We start from the raw sequence: 17,643 nt of genomic DNA on the forward strand, positions 1-17,643 counted from the left end.
GTTCGGGGCGGTGCCGTGCGGGAGCGGGCCGCCGATCGGGGGCGGGCCGGGCGGCAGGCCGGCGGGCTGCGCACCGGGGCCGTTCGGGACGCCCGGTCCGTTCGGGACGCCCGGCGGGGGAACCGGGGTGCCGCCGCCCGGCATCCGGCCGCCCGGCGGGACGCTGGACGACAGCGTGCCCTGGGTGAACTGGTCGACCTGGCGGCGGGCGCGGTCGGCCTCGGCGCGGGCGGCGTCGCGCTCCTCGGCGAGGGCGGTGAGCGCGGCCTGCTGGTCGGCGACCGACTGCGACAGCTGGCGCAGCTGCACGGCCTGCTCGTTGAGCTTGCCGGTCAGCTCGTCCCGCTCCGCGGTGGCGGCGGCCGCCCGGGCCTTCGCGGCGTCGCGCTCCTTGGCGGCCTCGTCGGCGCGCGCGTTGGCGCGGACGACCTCCGCCTCGGCCTCGGACTGCGCGCGCAGCGCGGCGGTCCGCTCGGCCTCGGCCTTGCTGGCGGCCTGCATGGCGCGCTGCCGCTGCGCCTCGGTGTCGCGCATGGCGTTGCGCAGGTCCTCGGCGCCCTGCTTGGCGACGGCGGCCTCCACCCGCTGCGCCTCGGCGGCGCCCTCGGCCTCGGCGAGCTTGGCGTGCAGGCCGACGAGCTCGGCCCGCGCCGCCTCCAGCGCCGCGAGCAGCTCGGTCTCGCGGGCGGCGACCCGGTCGCGCTCGCTCTCGGCGGCGAGCTTGGCCGTCATCGACTGCTGCGCGACCTGGTGGGCCTCCTCCCAGGCCTGCTGGGCGGCATCGCGCTTGGCGGTCGCGAGCCTAGCCTCCTCGCGGGCGCGCCCGGCGTCCTGCTCGGCCGTCTCGGCGCGCTTGCGGGCGGACGACGCCTCCTGCCACGCCTCCTCCGCCTTGCGCTGGGAGGCGTCCCGCTCGCTCTGCGCGATGGCGAGCTCGCGGGCGGCCTCGGCGCGCACCTCGGCGACCCGCCGCTCGACGCCGGCGACGCTCAGCTCGGAGGTCAGCGAGTCGGCGAGCAGGTCGGCGGCCTTCTCCAGCCGCTCGACCATCTCCCACGCCGACGCGACCTGCCCGGTGAGGCCGGGGGCGTCCCGGCCGCGGTCGCGGCGCTCGCGGGCCTCGCGGGCGCAGGCCCCCTCGTTGTCCTGGCAGTAGCGCACGGCGCGGACGGCGCCGACCGGCTGCGGGACGGGGCGTCCGCAGTTGGCGCACGGCCAGACCGCGACGGGGTCGCCCACGCGGGCGACCGCCGTCTCAGTGCTCTCCCCCGCGCCTTCGGAGACCGCGCCGCCCTGGGGAGCCGCGGCCGTCCCGGGGCCGCTATTGTCGCGCTCTTCGCTGTTAGGCATGGAATGAACCATACGCACTGACGCACGTCACCGCAGTGACTTGTGAGGCGGATGTGGGGGTGCCCACGTCGTCGAGAAGTGAGCGGCGAACGCGTCGGTCGCCGTGATGAGGCGGTCGCGCGTGCCGGGCTCGCTCCCGCCGTGCCCGGCGTCCTCGACGATGTGGAATTCCGCCTCCGGCCAGGCACGATGCAGATCCCACGCCTGGTCCAGCGGCGTCTTCATGTCGTAGCGGCCGTTGACGATCACCGCCGGGATGTGCCGGATCCGGTCGACCCCGGCGAGCAGCCCCTCCGCCGGGAGGAAGCCGCCGCCCGCGATGTAGTGGTGCAGGATGCGGGCGAACGCCAGCACGACGGCGTCGTCCAGCTCCGGCGGCGTGACGGGCAGCAGCGTGTTCGCCGCCATCTCCCAGTCCATCAGCGCGCGGGCGGCCGGCATGTGCACCGCCGGGTCGGGGTCCACGAGGCGGCGGCCGTAGGCGGCGAGCAGGTCGTCGCGCTCGGCGGGCGGGACCGCGTCCCGGAACGCCTCCCACTCGGCCGGGAACAGGTGCGCCGCACCGGTCGGGGTGAACGCCCACGCCTCGTCGGACCGGCGGACGAGGTAGACGCCGCGCAGCACCATCGCGGCGACCCGGTCCGGGTGGGCCTGCGCGTAGGCGAGCGCGAGGGTGCTCCCCCAGCTCCCGCCGAACACCAGCCAGCGGTCGATGCCGAGGTGCTCGCGCAGCCGCTCGATGTCGGCGACCAGGTGCGGCGTGGTGTTGTGCTCCAGCGAGACCGCGTGGTCGCCCGCGTGCGGGATGCTCCGGCCGCAGCCCCGCTGGTCGAACAGCACGACCCGGTACTTCGCCGGGTCGAAGAACCGCCGGTGGTCGGGCAGCAGCCCGCCGCCGGGCCCGCCGTGCAGGAACACCGCGGGCGCGCCGTCCGGGTTCCCGCAGGTCTCCCAGTAGATCCGGTCGCCGCCGCCGACGTCGAGCAGACCCGACTCGTACGGTTCGATCGGCGGATAGAAGTCTCGCAACCCTGCGCCCCCGTCATACGCCGCGATTAGTGATCTTCGGTGCACACTACCCTCTCCGCATGACGCAGCCGAGGTGCACGCAGTGCGGAACCGAAGATCTGGAGCCGGGCTTCATCGAGGACGCGGGCGACCACTCCCGCGGCTACGCGCGCTGGATCGCCGGGCCGCTGGAGCGCGGCGTCTTCGGCGGCGCGAAGCGCCTGGGACGGCAGCGCTGGCAGATCGACGCCTGGCGCTGCCGCCGGTGCGGCCACCTGGAGCTGTGGGCCGCCACCCCCGTCTGAGCTAGAGCTGGGCCATCGCCTTGCGGATGCGCTTGTCGGAGACCGGGAAGCGCGTCCCGAGCTGCTGCGCGAACAGGCTGACCCGCAGCTCCTCCAGCATCCACCGGATCTGCCGGGCGGGCTCCTCGTCGCGGCGGGACGGGTGCAGCCGCCGCAGCGCCTGCTCGTACTCCTGCGCCAGGACGTCGACCTGGTGCGCGAGCATCCGGTCGCGCCCGGGGTTCTCGGGGAGCTTGTCGAGCCGGACCTGGAGGGCGCGCAGGTAGCGGGGCAGGTCGGGCAGCCGCGCCCAGCCCGTCTCGGTGACGAAGCCGGGGTGGATCAGCGCCGCGAGCCGGCCGCGGATGTCGGTCAGCGCCGGCACGAGCGTGAGGCTCGCGGTGCCGCGCACCCGCCGGTCCACCTCGTGGGCCTCGGCGAGGATCCGCTCCACCAGTCCGACGACCTGCGCGGTCGCGTCGTGCAGGTCGGCGCGAACGCGGTCGTACAGGGCGCGGAAGCCCTCCTCGTCCCAGGCGGGCCCGCCCGCCTCGGCGATCAGCCGGTCGGCGGCGGCCGTGACGCAGTCCTCGAACAGCGCCGCGACCGAGCCGTGCGGGTTGTGGCTCAGCGCGAGCTTGCCCTGGTTGGTCAGGCGGCCCTGGACGAGCTTCACCGGGGACGGCGCGTTCAGCAGGATCAGGCGGCGCGTGCCGAGCCACATGGCGCGGCGCTGCTCGGCCTCCGTCTCGTACATGCGGACGGCGACGCTCTCGCCCTCGTCGGTGAGCGCCGGGTACGCCTTGACGTCGTAGCCGCTCTGCTTGCGCTCGTAGGTGCGGGGCAGCTCGCCGATCGTCCACTCGGTGAGGCCGGAGCGCTCGACGGTGGACGCCGCCTTCGACAGCGTCCCGCGCACCGTGCCGGCGAGGCGGCGCTTCAGCTCGTCGAGGTCGGTGCCCTCGCCGAGGGTGCGGCGCTTCTCGTCGACGACGCGGAACGTGATGCGCAGGTGGGCGGGGAGCCGGGACGGGTCCCACGCCTCGCGGGCGACGGGCACGCTCGTCATCGCGGTCAGCTCGCGCTCCAGCGCGTCCAGCAGCGGCTCGGTGCGCGGGGCGACGCGGTCGAGGACCTTGCGGGCGTAGTCGGGCGCCGGGACGAAGTTGACCCGCAGCTGCTTCGGCAGCGACCGGATCAGCTCGGTCACCAGCTCCACCCGCAGCCCCGGGACCTGCCATTCGAACCCGTCCGGCCGCACCTGGTTGAGGACCTGGACGGGGACGTGCACGGTGACGCCGTCGGCGTCGGTGCCGGGCTCGAACTGGTAGGTCAGGCGCAGCCGCAGCGGGCCCTGCTTCCACACGTCCGGGTAGTCGGCCTCGCTGACCCCGCCCGCGGTCTCGTTGATCAGCATGGACTTCTCGAACCCGAGCAGGTCGGGGTCGGTGCGCCGGGCCGTCTTCCACCAGGCGTCGAAGTGCCGCCCGGACACGACGTCCTCGGGGATGCGCGCGTCGTAGAAGTCGAAGAGGGTCTCGTCGTCGACGAGGATGTCGCGGCGCCGGGCGCGGTGCTCCAGCTCCTCCACCTCGTCCAGCAGAGCGCGGTTGTCGTGGAAGAACCGGTGGTGGGTGTCCCAGTCGCCCTCGACGAGCGCGTGCCGGATGAACAGCTCGCGCGACAGCGCCGGGTCGATGCGGCCGTAGTTGACGCGGCGGTCGGCGACGATCGGCACCCCGTAGAGGGTGACCTTCTCGTGCGCCATGACGGCCGCCTGCTTCTTCGACCAGTGCGGCTCGCTGTAGTTGCGCTTGACCAGGTGCTCGGCGAGCGGCTCGATCCAGTCCGGCTCGATCTTGGCGTTGACGCGGCCCCACAGCCGGGACGTCTCGACCAGCTCCGCCGACATCACCCAGCGCGGCGGCTTCTTGAACAGCGCCGACCCCGGGAACACGGCGAACTTCGCGCCGCGCGCGCCGAGGTACTCCTGGCCGCGGCGCTGCTTGCCGTCCTTCTTCTCCGCGTCGATCAGGCCGATGTGGGAGAGCAGGCCGGCGAGCAGCGAGGTGTGGATGCGGTCGGGCGGCGCGTCGGCGGTGTTGAGCGTGACGCCGAGCGCCTTGGCGACCTGCTTGAGCTGGCCGTGCAGGTCCTGCCATTCGCGGACGCGCAGGAAGTGCAGGAACTCGTTCTTGCACATGCGGCGGAACGCGCTGCCCGACAGCTCCCGCTGCTGCTCGCGCAGGTAGTTCCACAGGTTCAGGTAGGCCAGGAAGTCGGAGGTGGGGTCGGCGAACCGGCGGTGCTTCTCGTCGGCGGCCTGCTGGTGCTCGGCGGGGCGCTCGCGCGGGTCCTGGATGGACAGCGCCGACGCGATGACCAGGACCTCCCGCACGCAGCCGTTCTTGTCGGCCTCCAGCACCATCCGGGCAAGCCGCGGGTCGACCGGCAGCTGGGCGAGGCGGCGGCCGAGCGGGGTGAGCCGCTTGCGCGGGTCCTTCTCGGCCGGGTCGATGGCGCCGAGCTCGTGCAGCAGGTCGACGCCGGCCTTGACGTTGCGGCGGTCCGGCGGCTCCACGAACGGGAACGCGGCGATGTCGCCGAGGCCGAGCGAGGTCATCTGCAGGATCACCGACGCGAGGTTGGTGCGCAGGATCTCCGGGTCGGTGAACTCGGGGCGGGACTCGAAGTCCTCCTCGGAGTACAGCCGGATGCAGACGCCCTCGGACACCCGCCCGCAGCGGCCCTTGCGCTGGTTCGCCGACGCCTGCGACACCGGCTCGATCGGGAGCCGCTGCACCTTCAGCCGGTGGCTGTAGCGGGAGATGCGGGCGGTGCCGGGGTCGACGACGTACTTGATGCCGGGGACGGTCAGCGACGTCTCGGCGACGTTGGTCGCGAGGACGACGCGCCGCCCGCGGTGCGGCTGGAACACCCGGTGCTGCTCGGCCGCGGACAGCCGCGCGTACAGCGGCAGCACCTCGGTGGTGCCCTTCTGCCGGGTGAAGTGCTTGGTCAGCGCGTCGGCGGTGTCGCGGATCTCCCGCTCGCCGCTGAGGAACACCAGCACGTCGCCGGGGGCCTCGCGGCCCAGCTCGTCCACCGCGTCCACGATCGCCTGGATCTGGTCGCGGTCGGGGTCGGCGGACGGGTCCTCCGGGTCGATGACGGGCCGGTACCGCACCTCGACCGGATAGGTGCGGCCCGACACCTCCACGATCGGCGCATCCCCGAAGTGGGCGGAGAACCGCTCGGGGTCGATGGTCGCCGAGGTGATGATCACCTTGAGGTCGGGCCGGCGCGGCAGGATCTCCTTGACATAGCCGAGCAGGAAGTCGATGTTCAGGCTGCGCTCGTGCGCCTCGTCGATGATCAGCGTGTCGTACTGGCGGAGCAGCCGGTCGGTCTGGATCTCGGCGAGCAGGATGCCGTCGGTCATCAGCTTGACGAGCGTGTCGTCGCTGGAGCGGTCGGTGAACCGCACCTTGTAGCCGACGGTGTCGCCGAGCTCGGTGCCGAGCTCCTCGGCGATGCGGTCGGCGACCGTCCGGGCGGCCAGCCGGCGCGGCTGGGTGTGCCCGATCGAGCCGAGCACGCCCCGGCCGAGCTCCAGGCAGATCTTGGGGATCTGGGTGGTCTTGCCGGACCCGGTCTCGCCCGCGACGATCACGACCTGGTGGTCGCGGACCGCGGCGAGGATGTCGTCCTTCTTCTGCGCCACCGGCAGCTCGGCCGGGTAGCCGATCGCGGGCACGGCGCGGCGGCGCCGCTCGACCCGCCGCTCGGCGGCCTCGACGTCGGCGGCGATCTCCTCGGCGGCCTTCGCGCGGCGCGCGGCGTCCCGCATCTTCTGGACGCCGTCGATCCGGCGGCGCAGCCGGTGCTGGTCGCGGAGCATCAGCTCCGGCAGGCGCGCGCGCAGACCGGCGAGCGGCGATTTCACACTCGTCCCCATAACCATCGACAAGGATAGGGTTCCAGGCTCCCCGGCCCCGCTGACCCCACAACCTTCGCACCGTAGCCGGAACGCCCGGCGCTGGGCGATCCATTTTCCCGCCGGTACAACACCGCCGCCCGGAAGCACATTCCGGGCGAGCACGCTGCGTCGTCGTTCATTCACGGAAAGTCCTCTCCTCCGGGGTCCGGCTCCGTCATCATGGGTGAAGTGGAACCCCCGACCACCGCGGGCCGCCACCGGATCGACCGCCTGCTCGGCTCGGGCGGGTTCGCCTCGGTCTGGCTCGGCCACGACCCGGACCTCGACGCCCCCGTCGCGATCAAGATCCTCGGCGAGCACTGGACGCTCCGCGCCGACGTGCGGGAGCGGTTCGTGCAGGAGGCGCGGCTGCTGCGCCGCGCCGACTCGCACCGGCTGGTGCAGGTCTTCGACATCGGCGAGCTGCCGGACGGGCGGCCCTACTTCGTGATGACCTACGCCGACCGGGGCACGCTCGCCGACCGGCTGGCGGGCGGCCCCCTCCCGGCGGACGAGGCGCTGCGCGCCGCGCGGGAGATCGCGCGCGGCGTGCAGGACCTGCACGACCTCGGCATCGTGCACCGCGACCTGAAGCCGTCCAACGTGCTGCTGCGGTCGGCGCCGGGCGGCGGCGAGCGGCTCATGATCGCCGACCTCGGGATCGCGCGCAGCGGCGACCACCTGTCCTGCCTGACGCTGCCCGCGGGCTCCCCCGGCTACATGGCCCCAGAGCAGGCGCAGGTCGACGGGGCCCCCGACCACCGCGCCGACGTGTACGGCCTCGGCGCGCTCACCCACCACCTGCTGACCGGGGAGCCGCCCGCGGTGCCCGCGCGGCCGCCGAGCGCGGCGCGGCCCGCCGTCCCGCCCGCCGTGGACGCGGTGGTGCTGCGCGCGCTGGACCCCGACCGCGAGCGGCGCTGGCCGTCGGCCGCCGGGTTCGGGGCCGCGCTCGCGGGCGCCGCCGCGACCGGGACCGGCACCGCCACCGCTCCCGCCGAGGCGGGCGGGCGGCGGGCCCGGCACCGGTCGCTGGCCGCCGCGACCGCGCTGGCCGCCGTGGCGACCGCCGCCGCCGGGACGTACTGGGCGCTCGCCGGGCCGGCGGGCGGAGCGCACCACCGCCCGGCGGACCGGTGGCTGCGGGCCGGCTCCGACGTCCCCGACCGGTACCGCGGCCTGATCGTCCAGGCGGGGACGTGGTGCCGGATGCCGGGGCTGAGCCCGGCGCTGATCGCGGCGATGCTGAAGGCGGAGAGCGGCTTCGACCCGCACCTGTCCGACCCGGCCAGGGACGAGTACGGCATCGCCCGCTGGACGCCGCGGGTCCTGGTGTTCTGGCAGCCGGGCGGGCTCGACAACCCCGAGCCCGCCCCGGGCCGGATCACGCCGGAGCTGTCGATCCCGGCGATGGGCCGCTTCCTGTGCTTCTGGGGCAAGGACCTGAAGAACGTGCCGGGCGACCCGGCACTGAACCTCGCCGCCACCTACCGGACGTCGTCCAAGACGGTGGTGAAGGCGGGCGGTGTGCCCGCCAAGGTCAGGCCCTACACCGACCTGGTCCGCCGCTACTTGGACGACTACCGGCCGCGTTAACGCCGCGTCCGGCCGGCCCGGCTCAGCCGGCGCCGTAGACGGGCTCGGGGGCGGGTGCCTTGGCCAGGAGGTCCTTGACGACGTCGCCGACCTCGGCCGGGTCCCAGCGGGCGCCCTTGTCGGCCGTGGGGCCGTGCCGGAAGGCGTCCATCACGCAGATCTTGCCGCCCTCGGCCTCGAAGACGCGGCCCGTGACGCCGCGGGACCCGGCGGAGCCGAGCCAGACGACGAGCGGCGAGACGTTCTCGGGGGCCATCGCGTCGAACTCGCCCTCGGCCGGGGCGGCCATCGTCTGCGCGAAGACCTCCTCGGTCATCCGGGTGCGGGCGGCGGGCGCGATCGCGTTGACGGCCACGCCGTAGCGGCCCATCTCGGCGGACGCGACGAGGGTCAGCCCGACGATGCCGGCCTTGGCGGCGGAGTAGTTGCCCTGCCCGACGCTGCCGAGCAGCCCGGCGCCGGACGAGGTGTTGATCACACGGGCGTCGACGTCGCGGCCCGCCTTGCTCTCGGCCCGCCAGTACCGGCCGGCGTGCTTGAGCGGCAGGAAGTGGCCCTTGAGGTGGACGCGCATGACGGCGTCCCACTCGTCCTCGCCCAGGTTGATCAGCATGCGGTCGCGCAGGAACCCGGCGTTGTTGACGAGGGTGTCCAGCCGCCCGAACGTGTCGACCGCGGCCGCGACCAGGGCGGCGGCGCCCGCGTCGGTGGCGATGTCGTCGGTGCTGGCGACGGCCTTCCCGCCGAGCGCCTCGATCTCCTGGACGACGTCGTGCGCGGGGCCCCCGGACGCGTCGCCGGTGCCGTCGCGCGCGACGCCGAGGTCGTTCACGACGACGAGGGCGCCCTGGCGGGCGAACTCCAGCGCGTGGGCGCGGCCGAGCCCGCGGCCGGCGCCGGTGACGGCGACCACCCGGTCCTTGCAGATCATCGTGATTCCTCCTTGTTCACGGTGGCGGCGTCCAGGAAGGCGGGGCGCTCTCCCCCGCCGTGGACCTGCATCGACGCGCCGGTGACGTAGGACGCGAGGTCCGAGGCCAGGAACGCGCAGGCGGCGCCGATGTCGTAGGGGTCGGCGAGGCGGCCCATCGGGACGGTCCCGGCCACGGCCGCGACGCCGTCCTCGTCCCCGTAGTGCAGGTGGGACAGCTCGGTGCGGACCATCCCGAGGATCAGCGTGTTGACCCGGATGTGCGGCGCCCACTCGACGGCGAGCGAGGTGGTGAGGCTGTGCAGGCCGGCCTTGGCGGCGCCGTAGGCGGCGGTGCCGGGCGACGGCCGCACTCCGCTCACGCTGCCGATGTTGATGACCGAGCCGCCGCCGCGCTCCATGATCTTCGGCTGCAGGGCGCGCGCCATGATCAGCGCGGAGGTCAGGTTCAGCTCGATGATCTTGAGGTGGGTGCGCAGGCTGCCGTCGGCGACCGGCAGGTAGGGCGCACCGCCCGCGTTGTTGACCAGCACGTCGACGCCGTCGAGGCCGTCGGCGAACGCCTGCACGGCGTCGGGGTCGCGCACGTCCAGCGAGACGAACCGCGCCGTCCGGCCGCCGGCCTCGGGCAGCGCCTCGGGTTCGCGCCTGGCGACCGCGACGACGTCGGCGCCCGCCTCCAGCAGGGCGCGGCTGATCCCGGCGCCGACCCCGCGCACGCCCCCCGTGACCACGGCGGTCCGGCCGCCCAGGTCGAGCGTCAGTGACATTCCGCCTCCTCTGCTACCTTCTGTTCTAACAAATGTTTGGTGGAAAGGTAGCGCATGGGAGTCTCCACCACGACCCTGGACGGGGTCGCCGAGATCGTCGTGGACGCGCCGCCGGTCAACGCACTGACCGTCGCGGGCTGGTACGAGCTGGCCGACGCGGTGCTCGCCGCGGGCCGCGACCCCGAGGTCGGCGCGGTCGTGCTCCGGGCCGAGGGCCGGGGCTTCAACGCGGGCGTCGACATCAAGGAGATGCAGAGCACCGAGGGCCACGGCGCCCTCGTCGGCGCGAACCGCGGCTGCTACGCCGCCTTCGCCGCCGTGTACGACTGCGAGGTCCCGGTCGTCGCCGCGGTCCACGGCTTCTGCCTCGGCGGCGGGGTCGGCCTCGCCGGCAACGCCGACATCGTGGTCGCCGCGCAGGACGCCTACTTCGGGCTGCCGGAGGTGGACCGGGGCGCCCTCGGCGCCGCGACCCACCTGGCCCGGCTCGTCCCGCAGCACCTGATGCGCGCGATGGTCTACACGTGCCGCAACGTCACGGCGGCGGAGCTGCACCACCACGGCTCGGTGCTGGAGGTCGTCCCGGCGGACGAGCTGCGCGCCAAGGCCCTGGAGGTCGCCGCGAACATCGCCGCCAAGGACCGGTACGTGATCCGGCGCGCCAAGGAGTCGCTCAACGGCATCGACCCGGTCGACGTCAAGCGCAGCTACCGCTACGAGCAGGGCTTCACGTTCGAGCTGAACCTCGTCGGCGCGGGCGACGAGCACCGTGACGCCTTCGTCGCGAAGGGGGCCAAGTGAGTTCCAAGGTGATGTCGGCCGACGAGGTCGCCGCGTCGCTGGAGAGCGGCATGACCGTCGGGATCGGCGGCTGGGGGTCGCGGCGCAAGCCGATGGCGCTCGTCCGGGCGATCCTCCGCTCCCCGGTCACCGACCTGACCGTGGTGAGCTACGGCGGCCCGGACGTCGGCCTGCTGTGCGCGGCCGGGAAGGTCCGGCGGCTCGTCACGGCGTTCGTGACGATGGACTCGGTCCCGCTGGAGCCGCACTTCCGGCAGGCGCGCCAGACGGGCGCGATCGAGCTGACCGAGTACGACGAGGGCATGTTCCTGTTCGGGCTGTACGCGGCGGCGCACCGGCTGCCGTTCCTGCCGACCCCGGTCGGGCTCGGCTCGGACGTGATGAAGGTCAACCCGGAGCTGAAGACGGTCCGGTCGCCGTACGACGACGCGACCGAGCTGGTCGCCGTCCCGGCCCTGACGATGGACGTGGCGCTCGTCCACATGAACCGCGCCGACGCCCGCGGCAACGCGCAGTACCTCGGCCCCGACCCGTACATGGACGACCTGTTCGCCAAGGCGGCCGGCCGCACCTACGTCTCGTGCGAGCGCCTGGTCGACACGGCCGACTTCGCCAAGGAGGGGCCGGTGCAGTCCATGCTGATCAGCCGGTCGCACGTGGCGGGCGTGGTGGAGACCCCGAACGGGGCGCACTTCACCGACTGCGTGCCCGACTTCGGGCGGGACGAGAAGTTCCAGAAGCTCTACGCGCAGTCCGCGGCCGACCCGGAGAAGTGGGCCGAGTTCAGCGCGCGGTTCCTGTCCGGCGACGAGGCCGCCTACCAGGACGCCGTCCGGACCTGGCGGGAGGAGTCCCGATGAGTGATGTGACGCGCGCGGAGGTGTGCGCCGCGGCGTGCGCCGACCTGTTCCGCGGCGACGGGGAGATCGTCGCGGCGGCGGTGGCGGGGTTCGTGCCGATGCTGGGGTCCCGGCTGGCGCGGGCCACGTTCGAGCCCGACCTGCTGACGACCGACGGCGGGCCGTCGCTGAGCGCCGAGCCGGTCCCGCTCGGCCGGTCGGCGGAGACCGTCGAGGGCTGGCTGCCGTTCCGCGACCACCTGTGGCTCGTCCTGAACGGCCGCCGGCACGTGGTGATGGGGCCGAGCCAGATCGACGCGCACGGCAACACCAACATCTCGTGCATCGGCGACTGGGAGCGGCCGTCGCGGCAGCTCCTCGGGGTGCGCGGCGGGCCCGGCAACACGCTGCTGAACACGACGAGCTACTGGGTGCCCAAGCACTCGACCCGCGTGTTCACCGAGAAGGTCGACATGGTGAGCGGCGTCGGCTGGGACCGGGGCGCGCACGAGATCCGCGCGGTCGTGACCAACCTCGCCGTCCTCGACTTCGACACCCCGGACCGGCGGATGCGGCTGCGCTCGGTGCACCCGGGCGTGAGCGTCGCGGACGTGACCGCCGCCACCGGCTTCGAGCTGGCCGTCCCGGACGAGGTGCCCGAGACGCGGCTGCCGGACGAGGCCGAGCTGCGGATCATGCGCGAGGTGCTCGACCCGAAGGGGCTGCGGGAGCGAGAGGTTCCGGCATGAGCGAAACGGACCGGGGGGCGCGGGGGGCCGTCCCCCGCAGGAGGTGGGCCTGATGGAGCAGCTGCTCGACACCCCGCTGACCCGGCTGGCCGGCGTGCGGCACCCGGTCGTCCAGACCGGCATGGGATGGGTGGCCGGGCCGCGGCTCGTCACCGCCGTGGCGAACGCGGGCGGGCTCGGCATCCTGGCCTCGGCGACGATGACCCTCGACCAGCTCGCCGACGCGATCCACGAGGTCAAGGACCGCACCGACGCGCCGTTCGGGGTCAACCTGCGGGCCGACGCCGGCGACGCGGGCGACCGCATCGACCTGCTGATCAAGGAGGGCGTGAAGGTCGCCTCGTTCGCGCTCGCCCCCAAGCAGGAGCTGATCGCCAAGCTGAAGGACGCCGGGCTCGTGGTGATCCCGTCCGTCGGCGCGCGGCGGCACGCGGAGAAGGTCGCGGGCTGGGGCGCGGACGCCGTGCTCGTCCAGGGCGGCGAGGGCGGCGGCCACACCGGCGCCGTCGCCACCACGCTGCTGCTGCCGCAGGTCGTGGACGCGGTCGACATCCCGGTCATCGCGGCCGGCGGCTTCTTCGACGGGCGCGGCCTCGCCGCCGCGCTCGCCTACGGGGCGGCGGGCGTCGCGATGGGCACCCGGTTCCTGCTGACCTCCGACAGCTCGGTGCCCGACGCGGTCAAGCAGGTCTACCTGCGGACCGGCGAGACCGTGGTGACGCGGCAGGTGGACGGCATGCCGCACCGCGTGCTGCGCAGCGAGCTGGTCGACACGCTGGAGAAGTCCGGGCGGGTCGGCGGGCTCGTGCGGGCGGTGCGCAACGGCGCCCGGTTCAAGAAGCTGTCCGGGATGTCGTGGCGGGAGATGATCGCCGACGGCAAGGCGATGAAGCACGGCAAGGACCTGTCCTGGTCGCAGGTGCTGATGGCCGCGAACACGCCGATGCTGCTGAAGGCGGCCATGGTGGACGGCCGCCCCGACCTCGGCGTGATGGCCTCGGGCCAGGTCGTCGGCGTCATCGACGACCTGCCCACCTGCGGTCAGCTGATCGACGGCATCGTGCGGCAGGCCGCCGCGGCGATCACCGCCCAGCAGTCCCTTCTGGTGCGCTAGGCGCGCCCAGGCCGCGCAGCACGGCCGCCAGTCCCCCGCGGAACTCCTCGTCGGGGCCGATCCGGCGGCCGTGCCGCGCGGTCTCCGCCAGGTGGGGGAACTCCTCCCGGGGCAGCGCGGCGATGGCGGCCGTCCCCTCCCCCGACAGCGCCCCCAGATGCTCCAGCTGGATCGCGCCGATGATGTAGGCGAGCACGGCGCGCAGCGCGATGGCCCCGCGCCGCCCGGTGATGCCGGCCTCGGCGAGGATCCCGGCGACCGCCTCCCCCCAGCACAGGGAGCCCGCCGACGCGTGCCGGTGGGCGAGCGTCAGCGGCATGATCGCGGCGTGCGCGACGAAGGCGTCCCGCAGCCGCAGCGCCATGGCCGTGATCCGCTCGTCCCACGGCCCGTCGTCCGGCGGCACCGGGTCGACCTCCGCGTAGACGAGGTCAACAACGAGGCCCTCCAGTTCCTCCCTGTCCCGCACGTAGCGGTAGAGCGCCATGGTGCTCATCCCGAGCTCCTTGGCGACGGCGCGCATGGACAGCCCGGCGAGCCCGTCGCGGTCGATGACGGCGAGCGCGGCTCCGGCGAGCTTCTCGGTGGTGAGCGAGCGTGGTCGAGGCATGGCGCTTGACAGCGTACGGCATACGCCTACGATCGTCAGCGTATGCCGTACACCTAAAGGAGCGGTGCCATGCATCTCGCGCCCGGTTCCGACGTCCCCGCCCGTGAGCTGACGCCCGTCAGCGGCCCGGCGGTCCCCGTCCCCGACCCCGGCCGCCTCGTCCACCTGCAGTTCCGCCGGTTCGCGGGCTGCCCGGTCTGCAACCTGCACCTGCGCTCGTTCGCCGTCCGGCACGCCGAGATCGAGGCCGCGGGCGTCCGCGAGGTCGCGGTCTTCCACTCCGCCGCCGAGGAGCTGCGCGAGCACGTCGCCGGCCTCCCGTTCGCCGTGATCGGCGACCCGGGCAAGCGGCTGTACGCCGAGTTCGGCGTGGAGTCCGCCCGCCGCGCGCTGCTCGACCCGCGCGTGTGGTGGACGATCGTCCGCGCCCTCGCCGCAAGCGGCCGGGCGCTCGCCCGCGGCCAAGCGAAGGCGCCGAAGCTCCGCCCGGACGGCGGCCGCCTCGGCCTGCCCGCCGACTTCCTGATCGGCCCGGACGGCCGCCTCCTCGCCGCCAAGTACGGCGAGCACGCGGGCGACCAGTGGAGCGTCGACGAGCTGCTCGCGCTGGCCGCCGGCGCCCCGGCCCCCTCCGGGCGGCGCTGAGGTTCAGCCGCCCACGGCGAGGACGAGCTTCCCGGTCGTGGCGCCCGACTCGATGCGCTCGTGCGCCTCGGCGGCCCGCTCCAGGGGCAGTTCCTCCACCTGGACGCGCAGGCCGCCGGAGGCCGCGGCGGCCACCGCGCGGCGCAGCGCGCGGCCCGCCTCGACCGGCGCGGTCCCCGCGAACGCGGCGAGGTTGAACCCGGACACGGTCTTGTTGGCGAACCACAGCTCGTTCGCCGGGACGCCGACGTCGTCCGCGCCGGACGCGTTGCCCATCACCACCAGCCGGCCCATCGGGGCGAGCGCGTCCAGGCTCGCGCGGCGGGCGGGGCCGCCGACCATGTCCACGACGATGTCGAAGCCGCGGCCGCCGGTGAGGCCGGCGACCTCGCCCGCCAGGTCACCGCGCAGCACGACGTCGTCGTAGCCGAACCGGCGCGCCGCCTCGACCTTGGCCGGGCCGCCGACGGTCCCGGCCACCCGGCCCGCGCCGAGCAGCCGGGCGGCCTGCCCGAGCTGGCTGCCGACGCCCCCGGCCGCCGCGTGCACCAGGACGCTCTCGCCCGGCTCGATGCGCGCGACGCGGTCCAGGACGAGGAACGCGGTGGCGCCGTTGGACGGGACGGCCGCCGCGACGTCCAACCCGAGGCCCAGGCCGTCGAGCGGGGCGACGAGCTCGGCGGACGTCACGGCGACCTCCGCGTAGCCGCCGCCGTCCACGATCGTGAGGGCGGCGACGGGCCGGCCCCTGCGCAGCCCCTCGACGTCCGGCCCGACCTCCCGGATGCGGCCGGACACCTCGATGCCGGGGACGAACGGCAGCGGCACGTCGACGACGCCCCGCCGGTACAGGACCTCGGCGAAGTTCGCCCCCGCGTACGCGACGTCGATGGACACCTGCCCCGGCCCCGGCTCGGGGGCCTTCACCTCGGCCGGGCGCAGGACGTCCGCGCCGCCGAACTCGGGGATCGTGACGGCGCGCATCAGTACCGGCCGCCGACGGCCGCGGGCACCTCGCCCAGCTCGGCCAGGTCGGTCTCGGTGAGGTCGAGGCCGGCGGCGCCGGCGTTGTCGCGCAGGTAGCGCCGCTTCTTGGTGCCGGGGATCGGGATGACGTGGTCGCCCTGCGCGAGCGTCCACGCGATCGCCACCTGCGCGGGGGTGGCGCCGTGCCGGGCGGCGACGGCCTTGACCACGTCCACGATGCGCATGTTGGCCCGGAGGGCGTCCTCCTGGAAGCGCGGGTTGCCGGCCCGGAAGTCGGTGCCCTCGAAGTCGGCCGAGGTGACGGTGCCGGTCAGGAACCCGCGGCCGAGCGGGGAGAACGGGACGAACGCGGCCCCGTTGGCGGCGCACCAGCCGACCACGTCGCCCACGCCCCCGCCGGTCCCGGCCGTGTCGCCGGGCAGGGTCCCCGCGCGGCCGCCGGGCGCGCCCATCGCGTCGCGCGTCCACAGCGACAGCTCCGACTGGACCGCCGCGACCGGGTGGATCGCGTGCGCCTCGGCGGCCTGCGCGACGCTGACCTCCGACAGCCCGAGCGTGCGGACCTTGCCCTCGGCGACCAGTTCGGCCATCGCCCCCCAGGTCTCGGCGAGCGGCACGTCCGGGTCGACCCGGTGCAGGTAGTACAGGTCGATCACGTCGGTGCCGAGGCGGCGCAGGCTGTCCTCGGCGGACGCCTTGGCGTGCTCCGGGCGGCCGTCGCGGACGATGTTCCGGGTGACCGGGGACTCCACGACCAGGCCCGTCTTCGTGGCGACGACCGCCTCGTCCCGGCGGCCCTTCAGCGCGCGGCCGACGAGGGTCTCGTTGTGGCCGTCGCCGTAGGGCTGCGCGGTGTCCAGGAACGTGACGCCGAGGTCGAGGGCCTCCCGGATCAGCGCGACCGACGCCTCGTCGTCCCGCTCCGACTCGGTGTAGGCCCAGCTCATCCCCATGCATCCGAGCCCGACGGCGCCCACCGGCGTGCCCGCGAAATCACGCGTCCTCATGACTCGTCCTCCTTTGGTTCTCGCTACGAGGACGATCCTGCAGGGCGCGCGCGGAGGATGGCAGACTCCGTTGAACCTGGGTGTGGCACCACCACCCTCGGGGCGGCACGGGCCCGCGGAGACCGGCCCGCGGAGGTCAGCCGGCGGCGGGCAGGGCGCGGCGGGCCATCAGGCGTTCGAGGCGCTCCTGCGTGCCGGTGCCCGGCCGCGGGTTGTGCAGCACCAGGTGGTGGCCCGGACGGTCGGCGAGCGGCAGCATCGTCCCCTCGAAGACCAGCTCGCCCGCGTCGGGGTGCTGGATCCCCTTGACGGCCAGCGGCGGCGCGCTCACCTCGTGGCGGGGCCACAGCTCGGCGAACTCGGGGCTGGCGGCCAGCATGTCGGCGATGAGCCGGTCGAAGCCGGGATCGTCGGGGTAGCGGGCGGCGTCGGCGCGGAACCGCGCGACGACGTCGGGCGCGGCGGCGGTCCAGTGCGTGTGCATCGACCGGTAGCGGACATTGGTGAAGAACGTCACCAGGCAGTTGTGGTCGGTGTCGCCGTAGCCGAACACCTCGCGGGACGCGTCGTTGATGGCGAGGAAGTTCCAGTGCCGGTCGCGGACGTAGGCCGGGCGCGGGGACCAGGCGTCCAGCACCCGCTGCAGCTCCGGCGTGACCGGGACGGCCGGGTCGGCCTCCGCCTGCGGCGGGTTCAGGCCGGCGAGCAGGTACAGGTGCTCGCGCTCGGCCGCGTCCAGCCGCAGCGCGCGGCCGACCGCGTCGAGGACGTCGCCGGAGACCTTGATGTCGCGGCCCTGCTCCAGCCACGTGTACCAGGACACCCCGACCCCGGCGAGGACGGCGACCTCCTCGCGGCGCAGGCCCGGGGTGCGGCGCCGGCCCCCGTCGGGCATGCCGACGTCGGCGGGGGTGAGCCGGGCGCGGCGGGTCCGCAGGAAGTCGCGCAGCTCGTCGCGGCGGCGGCCGGGGGC

The 17,643-nt window shown here is 74.4% G+C and carries 16 protein-coding genes; 7 read left to right on the forward strand and 9 right to left on the reverse strand.

Annotation, left to right across the window (positions count from 1 at the left end; all coding sequences use genetic code 11):
• Window positions 1-1,350 (reverse strand): coiled-coil domain-containing protein (locus tag ETD96_RS22950; protein WP_240808046.1); only part of this gene is annotated, 1,350 nt, incomplete at its 3' end.
• Between the two features lie 27 nt (window positions 1,351-1,377).
• Window positions 1,378-2,379, reverse strand: a complete 1,002-nt coding sequence (gene pip / locus ETD96_RS22955; protein ID WP_138638537.1) for a prolyl aminopeptidase — start codon at window positions 2,377-2,379, stop codon at window positions 1,378-1,380.
• Window positions 2,380-2,438: 59 nt separating this feature from the next.
• Here pip and ETD96_RS22960 point away from each other — a divergent pair, with 59 nt between their 5' ends.
• Window positions 2,439-2,663, forward strand: a complete 225-nt coding sequence (locus tag ETD96_RS22960; protein ID WP_138638538.1) for a hypothetical protein — start codon at window positions 2,439-2,441, stop codon at window positions 2,661-2,663.
• 1 nt (window position 2,664) lies between these two features.
• Here the strand turns inward: ETD96_RS22960 and hrpA are convergent, their stop codons facing one another.
• Window positions 2,665-6,600, reverse strand: a complete 3,936-nt coding sequence (gene hrpA / locus ETD96_RS22965) for an ATP-dependent RNA helicase HrpA (protein WP_138638539.1) — start codon at window positions 6,598-6,600, stop codon at window positions 2,665-2,667.
• 210 nt (window positions 6,601-6,810) lie between these two features.
• Here hrpA and ETD96_RS22970 point away from each other — a divergent pair, with 210 nt between their 5' ends.
• A complete protein-coding gene (locus tag ETD96_RS22970; RefSeq protein WP_240808048.1) occupies window positions 6,811-8,217 on the forward strand; it encodes a serine/threonine-protein kinase in 1,407 nt (468 codons plus the stop codon).
• Window positions 8,218-8,239: 22 nt separating this feature from the next.
• Here ETD96_RS22970 and ETD96_RS22975 read toward each other — a convergent pair whose 3' ends face one another.
• Together ETD96_RS22975 and ETD96_RS22980 are read right to left on the reverse strand one after the other, a co-directional pair.
• On the reverse strand, window positions 8,240-9,148 hold the full coding sequence (locus ETD96_RS22975) for an SDR family oxidoreductase (protein WP_171069183.1): 909 nt from the start codon (window positions 9,146-9,148) through the stop codon (window positions 8,240-8,242).
• Complete coding sequence (locus ETD96_RS22980; protein WP_138638541.1) at window positions 9,145-9,918, reverse strand: SDR family oxidoreductase; 774 nt, start codon at window positions 9,916-9,918, stop codon at window positions 9,145-9,147. The genes ETD96_RS22975 and ETD96_RS22980 overlap by 4 nt, the downstream gene beginning before the upstream one ends.
• A gap of 54 nt (window positions 9,919-9,972) precedes the next feature.
• Here ETD96_RS22980 and ETD96_RS22985 point away from each other — a divergent pair, with 54 nt between their 5' ends.
• From ETD96_RS22985 to ETD96_RS23000, 4 genes are read left to right on the forward strand one after another with little or no spacing between them, the layout of a single operon-like run.
• Entirely contained in the window at window positions 9,973-10,719 is a 747-nt protein-coding gene (locus ETD96_RS22985) for an enoyl-CoA hydratase family protein (protein ID WP_138638542.1), read from the forward strand.
• 11 nt (window positions 10,720-10,730) lie between these two features.
• Complete coding sequence (locus ETD96_RS22990) at window positions 10,731-11,579, forward strand: CoA transferase subunit A (RefSeq protein WP_138638550.1); 849 nt, start codon at window positions 10,731-10,733, stop codon at window positions 11,577-11,579.
• Window positions 11,576-12,307: a CoA-transferase subunit beta gene (locus ETD96_RS22995; RefSeq protein ID WP_138638543.1), complete on the forward strand. Its 732-nt coding sequence runs from the start codon at window positions 11,576-11,578 to the stop codon at window positions 12,305-12,307. The genes ETD96_RS22990 and ETD96_RS22995 overlap by 4 nt, the downstream gene beginning before the upstream one ends.
• Before the next feature lie 52 nt (window positions 12,308-12,359).
• On the forward strand, window positions 12,360-13,421 hold the full coding sequence (locus tag ETD96_RS23000) for an NAD(P)H-dependent flavin oxidoreductase (RefSeq protein ID WP_138638544.1): 1,062 nt from the start codon (window positions 12,360-12,362) through the stop codon (window positions 13,419-13,421).
• Here the strand turns inward: ETD96_RS23000 and ETD96_RS23005 are convergent.
• Window positions 13,390-14,031, reverse strand: a complete 642-nt coding sequence (locus ETD96_RS23005; protein WP_138638545.1) for a TetR/AcrR family transcriptional regulator — start codon at window positions 14,029-14,031, stop codon at window positions 13,390-13,392. The genes ETD96_RS23000 and ETD96_RS23005 overlap by 32 nt on opposite strands.
• Before the next feature lie 69 nt (window positions 14,032-14,100).
• On the opposite strand from ETD96_RS23005, the gene ETD96_RS23010 reads away from it, so the two are divergent.
• Window positions 14,101-14,676 carry a peroxiredoxin-like family protein gene (locus ETD96_RS23010; RefSeq protein WP_138638546.1) on the forward strand — a complete coding sequence of 192 codons (576 nt, stop codon included), beginning with the start codon at window positions 14,101-14,103 and terminating at the stop codon, window positions 14,674-14,676.
• 3 nt (window positions 14,677-14,679) lie between these two features.
• Here the strand turns inward: ETD96_RS23010 and ETD96_RS23015 are convergent, their stop codons facing one another.
• From ETD96_RS23015 to ETD96_RS23025, 3 genes are all read right to left on the reverse strand, one after another.
• The gene (locus tag ETD96_RS23015) at window positions 14,680-15,660 is read right to left on the reverse strand and encodes a quinone oxidoreductase family protein (RefSeq protein WP_138638547.1); all 981 of its coding nucleotides are present in this window, start codon (window positions 15,658-15,660) and stop codon (window positions 14,680-14,682) included.
• A complete protein-coding gene (locus ETD96_RS23020; RefSeq protein WP_138638548.1) occupies window positions 15,660-16,670 on the reverse strand; it encodes an aldo/keto reductase in 1,011 nt (336 codons plus the stop codon). The genes ETD96_RS23015 and ETD96_RS23020 overlap by 1 nt, the downstream gene beginning before the upstream one ends.
• Window positions 16,671-16,806: 136 nt before the next feature.
• Window positions 16,807-17,643 (reverse strand): helix-turn-helix transcriptional regulator (locus tag ETD96_RS23025; RefSeq protein WP_171069184.1); only part of this gene is annotated, 837 nt, incomplete at its 5' end.

This window comes from Actinomadura geliboluensis, from assembly GCF_005889745.1.
GTDB lineage: Bacteria > Actinomycetota > Actinomycetes > Streptosporangiales > Streptosporangiaceae > Spirillospora > Spirillospora geliboluensis.